The 6,580-nt window shown below is 68.3% G+C and carries 7 protein-coding genes; 1 reads left to right on the plus strand and 6 read right to left on the minus strand.

The window, feature by feature from the left end; all coding sequences use genetic code 11:
* Positions 1-130: 130 nt before the first annotated feature.
* The 6 genes from Q0A33_RS06905 to Q0A33_RS06930 form a co-directional block, all read right to left on the minus strand.
* Positions 131-532, minus strand: a complete 402-nt coding sequence (locus Q0A33_RS06905) for a cytochrome c oxidase subunit 4 (RefSeq protein ID WP_291794704.1) — start codon at positions 530-532, stop codon at positions 131-133.
* Positions 529-2,229 (minus strand): cytochrome c oxidase subunit I, encoded by a 1,701-nt coding sequence (gene ctaD / locus Q0A33_RS06910; RefSeq protein WP_291794705.1) that lies wholly within the window; start codon positions 2,227-2,229, stop codon positions 529-531. Before ctaD ends, Q0A33_RS06905 begins: the two co-directional genes overlap by 4 nt.
* The gene (coxB, locus tag Q0A33_RS06915) at positions 2,229-3,122 is read right to left on the minus strand and encodes a cytochrome c oxidase subunit II (protein WP_291794706.1); all 894 of its coding nucleotides are present in this window, start codon (positions 3,120-3,122) and stop codon (positions 2,229-2,231) included. Before coxB ends, ctaD begins: the two co-directional genes overlap by 1 nt.
* Positions 3,123-3,269: 147 nt before the next feature.
* A complete protein-coding gene (aat, locus tag Q0A33_RS06920; protein WP_291794707.1) occupies positions 3,270-3,938 on the minus strand; it encodes a leucyl/phenylalanyl-tRNA--protein transferase in 669 nt (222 codons plus the stop codon).
* Between the two features lie 81 nt (positions 3,939-4,019).
* Positions 4,020-4,373 carry an iron-sulfur cluster assembly accessory protein gene (locus tag Q0A33_RS06925; protein WP_291794708.1) on the minus strand — a complete coding sequence of 118 codons (354 nt, stop codon included), beginning with the start codon at positions 4,371-4,373 and terminating at the stop codon, positions 4,020-4,022.
* 65 nt (positions 4,374-4,438) lie between these two features.
* Positions 4,439-5,830 carry a M20/M25/M40 family metallo-hydrolase gene (locus Q0A33_RS06930; RefSeq protein ID WP_291794709.1) on the minus strand — a complete coding sequence of 464 codons (1,392 nt, stop codon included), beginning with the start codon at positions 5,828-5,830 and terminating at the stop codon, positions 4,439-4,441.
* 20 nt (positions 5,831-5,850) lie between these two features.
* On the opposite strand from Q0A33_RS06930, the gene Q0A33_RS06935 reads away from it, so the two are divergent.
* Entirely contained in the window at positions 5,851-6,480 is a 630-nt protein-coding gene (locus tag Q0A33_RS06935) for a DUF3043 domain-containing protein (protein ID WP_291794710.1), read from the plus strand.
* Positions 6,481-6,580: the final 100 nt, after the last annotated feature.

Genomic DNA, 6,580 nt, shown 5'->3' on the forward strand with positions numbered 1-6,580 from the left:
AGAGAACACAGACTGCTGACGACGATCACAGACACCGCGCACAGCAGAGACCGCCCGCGCACAGCAGAGCGGGCCCGCCGAACTCCACAGAGTCCGACAGGCCCGCTCCTACCGAGTCACACGAGACGTATCAGTGAGCGTGCGCTCCACGGTCGTACTCGTACACGAGGCCGACGAGGCCGACCACCGCGAGCACACCGCCGAACGGCATGATCCACCAGCCCACGGCGACGCCCACGAAGGTCAGCGCCGCGCCGGCGCAGAGGAGGATCGGCCACCAGCTCCACGGGGAGTAGAAGCCGTACTCGTAGTGCTCGTCCTCGATCTCCGCGTCGAGGTCGTCCGACGCCAGGGGCGGGCTCTTCTTCTCCCGCAGCCACAGGAACACGCCGATCATCAGCGTCATCCCGCCGACGAGGAGGATCGCCGGGAAACCGACCAGCTCGTCGAAATCGGTCAGGTAGCCGTAGACGAACGCGATCGGGAAGAAGAAGCCCACGCTGAGCATGAAGATCCATGCAGATGTCTTCACTGTGCGACCGCCTTTGCTTCAGAGTGGCCGTACGCCTGGAACTCCAGCAGCTCGGGGTGGTTGGCCTCGAATGCCGGGCGCTCGGAGCGGATACGGGGCAGGGAGGTGAAGTTGTGCCTCGGGGGCGGGCAGGAGGTCGCCCACTCGAGCGAGCCGCCGTAGCCCCAGGGGTCGTTCACCGTGACCTTCGGAGCCTTGCGCGCCGTCACCCAGACATTCCAGAAGAACGGGATGAGCGAGAGGCCGAGGATCAGCGAGCCGACGGTGGAGACCTGGTTCATCCAGGTCCAGCCGTCCTGGGGCAGGTAGTCCGCGTAGCGACGGGGCATGCCGACCGCGCCCAGCCAGTGCTGGATGAGGAAGGTGCCGTGGAAGCCGATGAACAGGACCCAGAAGTGGATCTTGCCCAGCGTCTCGTCCAGCATCTTCCCGGTCCACTTGGGCCACCAGAAGTAGAAGCCGGCGAACATCGCGAACACCACGGTGCCGAACACCACGTAGTGGAAGTGCGCCACCACGAAGTAGGAGTCGGAGACCGACTGGTCGAGTGCCGGGGAGGCGAGGATGACGCCCGTGAGCCCGCCGAACACGAAGCTCACGAGGAATCCGAGCGACCACAGCATGGGCGTCTCGAAGGTGAGCGAGCCCCGCCACATCGTGCCGATCCAGTTGTAGATCTTCACACCCGTGGGCACGGCGATCAGCATCGTCATGAACGCGAAGAACGGTAGCAGCACAGCACCCGTGACGTACATGTGGTGGGCCCAGACCGTCACGGACAGCGCCGCGATGGCGATGGTCGCGTAGACGAGGCCGACGTAGCCGAAGATCGGCTTGCGGCTGAACACCGGGAAGATCTCCGAGACGATGCCGAAGAACGGCAGCGCGATGACATACACCTCGGGGTGGCCGAAGAACCAGAACAGGTGCTGCCAGAGCACGGGGCCGCCGTTCTCCGGGCTGAAGAGGTGCGCACCGAGGATTCGGTCTGCCGCGAGACCGAACAGCGCGCCGGCCAGCGGCGGGAAGGCCATGAGCACGAGCACACCGGTGATGAGGGTGTTCCAGCAGAAGATCGGCATGCGGAACATCGTCATGCCGGGCGCGCGCATCGTGATGATGGTGGTGATGAAGTTCACCGAGCCCAGGATGGTGCCGAAGCCCTGCAGGGCCAGGCCCATCACCCAGAGGTTCCCGCCGACGCCGGGTGTGTAGGTCGTGTTCGACAGCGGGGCATATGCCGTCCAGCCGAACGAGGCCGCACCTTGCGGAGTGAGGAAGCCGGACAGCGCGATGAGGCTGCCGAAGAGGAAGAGCCAGAACGCGAAGGAGTTCAGCCGGGGGAACGCCACATCGGGGGCGCCGATCTGCAGCGGCATGATGACGTTGGCGAAGCCCGCGAAGAGCGGGGTGGCGAACATCAGGAGCATCACGGTGCCGTGCATCGTGAACAGCTGGTTGTACTGCTCCTTCGTCTCGAGGATCTGCATCCCCGGCTCCCAGAGCTCGAGGCGGATGAGCAGTGCCATCACGCCGCCGAGGCAGAAGAAGATGAACGATGCGATGAGGTACATGTACCCGATCGTCTTGTGGTCAGTGGAGGTGATCCAGCTGACGAAGATGCGTCCCTTGCTGGTGGGAACCGGATCGGCCGGGAGTCCGGCCTCTGCAGCGGTCCGCGGTGCGGTCGCGGTCATCAGTGCTCATCCCCTTCCTGCTCGTAGGGATTCTTGTACCAGTCGGTGCGGTTGTACTCGTCGCCGAGCACGCCCTCGTTGCCCTGCTCCTTGAGGCCGTCGGTGTAGGCGACGTACTCGTCGTAGGGCACGACGCTGACGTTGAAGATCATCTCGGAGTGGAACTCACCGCAGAGCTCGGCGCACTTGCCCACGTAGTCGCCCTCGGCCAGGGGACGGAGGTTGATGGTGGAGCTGCGTCCGGGGATCATGTCGCGCTTCTCGAGGAAGGCGGGGACCCAGAACGAGTGGATCACGTCACGCGACTCCAGCTTGAGCTGCACGTCCGTGTCAGCCGGCAGGTAGAGCGTCGGAGCGTCCTCGCCGGGCTGCTCGGTTCCGTCCAGGTTCGCCTGGACGCCAGCGTAGTGCGCGTCCTGGGTCACGTAGTTGAAGTCCCAGGCCCACTGCTTGCCGTAGACCTCGATGACCTCCTCCGGCTCCGTCTCGTCGTAGATGGTCTTGTCCATCGCATCGACGTTGTGGAAGAAGAAGCCCACGACGAGAACGATCGGGACGATCGTGTAGAAGATCTCGACCGGCATGTTGTAGCGCATCTGCACCGGCAGGCCGCGGTCGTTCTTCCGGCGCCGGTAGGCGACGATGCACCAGAGCATGAGCGCCCATGTGATCACACCGACGATGAGCGCGGCGATCCATCCGCCGTTCCACAGCGCGATGTAGTGCTCGGTGTGGGAGGTCGCACCCTTCGACTCGACGGGAAGGAACCCCACCTCCCACTGTTCTTTCGTACACCCGGCGAGCAGTGTGGTTGCCGCCGCTGCGCCGATAGCACCGAGCCGCTTGGCCCGGGACGCGCCCGTCCTCGGCGCGGGCTGATTCGGAGAATCCACGTGCAGCCTTTCAGAACCTCTGTCGGTGGAGGATCCGAGACCTCGGGCCGCCCGCCTCGCCCGCCGTCACGGGACGGCTGGCGCAAGTGTCAGGCAACGCCCAGGCCCGGGTCACCGAACTCTAACGTTGTCCCTGACAGCGTACCGCTACATGGCGTAGAAATTCACGTCGGTGCGGGCCGCTCGGGAAAAAACTTCACCGGGATCCAGACCCCCCGCATGCTGGAGCCGAACGGCGTAGTCGAAACCGCTCAGCTCCGACACGCCGAGACTCGCCAGATGCGGCGTGATCCACTGGACGTCGAGGAGCCAGGTGGGTCCTCCGGCGTCCAGGAGCCGCACGAGAGCGACCAGGGCGGCCTTGGAGGCATCGGTGCGCCGGTGGAACATCGACTCCCCCACGAACACGCGGCCGAAGGAGATGCCGAAGAGCCCGCCGACGAGCTCTCCGTCCTGCATCACCTCGACGGAATGGGCGTGTCCGGCCGCGTGGAGATCCAGGTACAGACGTCTCATCGCAGGCGTGATCCAGGCCCCGTCCCGGTGCGGGTCCGCACAGCCGTCGACGACCTCCGCGAAGCGGGTGTCCACGGCGCAGTCGAACCCGCGCATGGACCTGCGGAGGCTGCGGCTCACCCGCAGATCGCCGGGCAGGAGCACACCGCGTGCGACAGGCGCCCACCAGCCGACGGGAGGCCCGCCGCCCTCACCCAGCCCCATCGGGAACAGTCCGACCCGATAGGCCGCCATCACCGCCTCGGGCTCCGGCAGACGCCCGCCGACCGCCCGCAGGTCCTCGTCGAACACGGGATTCACCCCTTCCTCACCGTTCCCGGACGCACGAAGGGGCTGCGGACGTGACACACGTCCGCAGCCCCTCGGGACGGCTCCGCCGGATCAGTGGAACGAATCGCCGCAGGCGCAGGAGCCCGCGGCATTCGGGTTGTCGATCGTGAAGCCCTGCTTCTCGATGGTGTCGGAGAAGTCGATCGTCGAGCCGCCCAGGTAGGGGACGCTCATCTTGTCCACGACGACCTCGACCCCGCCGAAGTCGCGGATCGCGTCTCCGTCGAGGGTGCGCTCGTCGAAGTACAGCTGGTAGATGAGGCCGGAGCAGCCTCCCGGCTGCACGGCGACGCGCAGGCGCAGGTCATCGCGTCCCTCCTGCTGCAGCAGGCTGCGCACCTTCTCCGCCGCGGCCTCGGAGAGCTCGACTCCGTGGGCGGCTGTGGTCTCTTGCGTGGCAGTCATTGACTCTCCTGACGTATGGGTCGATCCTCAGGCCGTAACGCACGGCCCCGCCGATGCATTCCAGGCTACACCGCGGCGCGCTCCCCCAGCCGCTCCAGCAGCAGGGCCTCCGCGACGATCGCGGCCCGGAAATCCGGCACGTAGAGGGACTCGTTGGCGCTGTGGGCGCGCGCATCCGGGTCCTCCACGCCCGTGACGAGCACCGAGGCCTGCGGGAACACCTCCAGCAGGTCCGCGATGAAGGGGATGGAGCCGCCGAGGCCCACCTGCACGGCCTCCGTCCCGAAGCCGTCGCTGAGCGCGCCCATGGCCTCGGCCACCACGGGATCGGCGGTGTTCGCCCGCCAGGGGCTCCCGGACTCCTCCGCACCCATCTCCACCCGTGCGCCGAAGGGCGCGTGCGCGCGCAGGTGCCGCTTCACGGCGGCCAGCGCGTTCTCCGGGGTGTCGCCCGGCGCCACCCGGATGCTGAGCTTGGCGCGCACGGAGTGCTGCAGGGTGTTGGAGGAGACGTCCACCTGCGGCAGATCGAGGCCGATGACGGTGATCGAGGGCTGCGCCCACACCCGGGAGGCGAGGGTGCCGCGGCCGATCAGCTCCACGCCGTCGAGGACCCCGGAGTCCGCGCGGAGCGTCGACTCCGCGTAGTCCACCTCCGCGGTCTCCGCCCCGACCAGCCCCTCGACGGCGACGGAGCCGTCGTCCGCGTGGAGGGACGCCAGGAGCCGGGTCATGGCCATGCCCGCGTCCGGCACCACTCCCCCGTACATTCCCGAATGCACGGCGTGGTCCAGCGTGCTCACGGTGAATTCGAGCGCGGCCATGCCGCGCAGGCTCGTGGTGAGCGCCGGCGTGCCCGCGGCCCAGTTGCCGCTGTCCGCGACGACGAAGACGTCACCGGCGAGCTTCTCCCGGTGCCGCAGCAGGAAGTCGTGGAAGCTGGGCGAGCCCGCCTCCTCCTCCCCCTCGACGAAGAGGACGACGCCCACGCCCAGGTCGTCGCCCAGCAGGCGCATCGCCGTGAGGTGGACGAGGATCCCCGCCTTGTCGTCGGCGGCGCCGCGTCCGTAGATGCGGTCGTCCACCTCGGTCGCCTCGAAGGGCGGCGTGCGCCACAGCCCCTCGTCACCGACGGGCTGCACGTCATGGTGGGCGTAGAGGACGACGGTGGGAGCCCCCTCCGGCGCCGGCGTGCGCGCCACGACCGCCGGCGAGCCCTCGGCGCCGTCCGGCTTGGCAGCGGTGAGGATCTCGACCTCGGCGAAGCCCGCCTTCCGCGCGAGCGCGGCCACGGCGTCCGCCGAGGCCGCCACGTGCGCCTGGTGGCTGGCCGGCCCGGCGCTGGATGGGCGGGCGACGAGGCGAGCGAGGTCGGCCTGCACCTCGGCGAAGATCGAATCGAGGGCGGAGTGGAGGGACGCGGCCCGCTCGGAGCGGGCAATAGGTGCTCGGGTCATAGTCCGATACTATTCAATGCGTGTTTGGACGGAACAGGACCAGTGACAGCGCAGCCGATTCCCAGGACCCCAGGAGCACCGACTCCGAGGCCGTGACCGGGACGGAGGACACTGCCCTGCCCGCGAACCCCGCGGAGGCGAAGAAGAACAGGCCCACGCCCAAGCGCAGCGAGCAGCAGGCGCGCAACCAGCGTCCCCTCGTGGGCGGTGACCGCAAGGCGGCGGACCGGAAGGCCCGCGAGGAGATGCGCCGTCGCCGCGACGAGGCGCGGATCGGCGTGATGAACGGCGACGAACGCTACCTGGGGCCCCGGGACGCCGGCGAGCAGCGCCGGTACGTGCGGGACTACGTCGACGCCCGCTTCTCGATCGGTGAGCTCTTCATCCCCATCGCCCTCGTCGTGCTGCTGGCCGGCATGTTCATGCCGGACTTCGCGATGATCGCCAACTTCGTGGTCTACGGGCTCATCGCCCTCATCGTCCTCGACAGCGTGCTGCTGTGCACCCTGCTGCGCGGCCGGATCCGTGCGAAGTTCGGTGCCGACAGCATCCAGAAGGGCACCAACTTCTACGCCATCATGCGCGCGATCCAGATCCGCCGCCTGCGCGTGCCCAAGCCGGCGGTCAGGCGGCGGCAGTTCCCCAGCTGAGGCGGGCACGGGAAGCGGGCCGCGACGCGCAGGCGGGGGGGGCCTCGCCCAGAGGCCCTCCCCGCCGGCCCCCGCGCCCGGCCGCGGCGCCGCCGGCGGG

The sequence above is a fragment of the Brevibacterium sp. genome, from assembly GCF_022712115.1.
Taxonomy (GTDB): domain Bacteria; phylum Actinomycetota; class Actinomycetes; order Actinomycetales; family Brevibacteriaceae; genus Brevibacterium; species Brevibacterium salitolerans.

Coding starts and splice junctions, on each gene's coding strand:
- ctaD (WP_291794705.1), bottom strand. CDS start 2,229: ATGACCGCGACCGCACCGCGGACCGCTGCAGAGGCCGGACTCCCGGCC.
- Q0A33_RS06925 (WP_291794708.1), bottom strand. CDS start 4,373: ATGACTGCCACGCAAGAGACCACAGCCGCCCACGGAGTCGAGCTCTCC.
- Q0A33_RS06930 (WP_291794709.1), bottom strand. CDS start 5,830: ATGACCCGAGCACCTATTGCCCGCTCCGAGCGGGCCGCGTCCCTCCAC.